Annotated in this window: 1 protein-coding gene; it reads left to right on the forward strand. The window is 44.7% G+C overall.

What is annotated here, in order from left to right:
* The first annotated feature begins 251 nt into the window (after positions 1-251).
* The gene (locus tag ACTQY1_RS11175) at positions 252-1,421 is read left to right on the forward strand and encodes an IS110 family transposase (RefSeq protein WP_441374208.1); all 1,170 of its coding nucleotides are present in this window, start codon (positions 252-254) and stop codon (positions 1,419-1,421) included.
* Positions 1,422-1,530 lie beyond the last annotated feature (109 nt).

Genomic DNA, 1,530 nt, shown 5'->3' on the forward strand with positions numbered 1-1,530 from the left:
GCCCCTCGTATAATAGAGTTGTACCAGATATTCCCTTTTATAGTGAATTACGGTACGATTAGAATGGAGCTGTGGATCGGTTGCGCGCCCCTACCGCTTGACGGTTTTCGTAGAGTCCGACCACAGACTTCATTCAATTTGTTAATGAGTTGGATACCGCTCGACGGTTCATATCTAGCGAGGATACATTATGATGAAGTCTCTGTGGCTTTGATGCACAGCTGCCAATTCAAAAAAGGAGGTTGATTTTTATGCTTTGTGTCGGAATTGACGTTGCAAAGCGGAAACATGACTGCTGTATCATCGACTCGGATGCATTGAAAACAGTTGAATCTTTTACATTTCCCAATTCACGGGAAGGTTTTGACATGCTCCTTTCCAAGATTTCTGAACTGGGCATTCCAAAAGATAAAATAAGAGTAGGATTGGAAGCAACCGGTCACTATTCCTCGAATCTCGCCCATTTCATCAAAGAACATGACCTCCCACTGCTCACTTTCAATCCGCTTCTCACGAATAGATACAAGCAAGGATTCAGCCTGCGTAAGACCAAGACTGATAAAGTCGATGCCTGCGCTATTGCACAGATGATTGTGTCAGGGAAAGGAGCCCAAACCTACTCTTCTTCATTGTACCATAACGAGGAAATGAAATCACTCTCTCGTTACAGATCTCAAACCATGCAGAAGTGTTCCAAGCTAAAGATATCAGTTTCCCGCCTGGTTACGATTTTATTCCCAGAGCTGGAAGGGCTGACATCTTCCATCCATCTTGCTTCAATCTATGCGCTTCTAAAAGCCTATCCTGGCCATGAACAGATTGCTCATTGCAGCATGAAGCGGCTGACGCACCTGTTAAGTGATGCCTCACAGGGGAGATTTGACAAAAGCAAGGCTTTGGAAATCCACCAGGCAGCATGCCGTTCTATCGGCACGGTCTCGCTTTCGGCTTCTATGGAACTCGTCCACACCATTACGGATATTGAAGTGTTGAAGCAGCATATCGTTGAAATCGATGAGAAGCTTAAGGAAATGGTGGACCAGGAAGAATCTTCGATTATTGACATACCAGGGATCGGTTATACCCTTTGTGCCAGCATTCTGGGCGAAGTTGGTGATTTCAAGCGTTTTCCGGATGTCGACAAGCTCCTTGCTTACGCAGGGATGTCACCTTCCAAACATGACTCTGGAGACTACCATTCGAAGCATAACAAGATGGAAAAAAGAGGATCCCCCTATCTGCGAAAGACACTGTACCTTGCCGCCCGCCTGGTTGCACAGAACGTACCGAAATTCAAAGAATACCTTGAAAAGAAACTGTCAGAACACAAGCCTTACAAAATCGCTTTGTCCCATGTAGCCAAGAAACTGATCCGATTGATTTACCGGCTTGGTATTAGTGGCTGCCCATATTTAGCCTGATTTTTTTAAGCCCACAAAAGGGGGCTTGGGTAAGTGCACCCTTTTGCAAAGATCCATAGCAACTGAAATTTATTTTAAAATTGGCTTGACTTTATATAGTTGGTCTACG

The sequence above is a fragment of the Acidaminococcus sp. HCP3S3_G9_1 genome (assembly GCF_052122455.1).
Taxonomy (GTDB): domain Bacteria; phylum Bacillota; class Negativicutes; order Acidaminococcales; family Acidaminococcaceae; genus Acidaminococcus.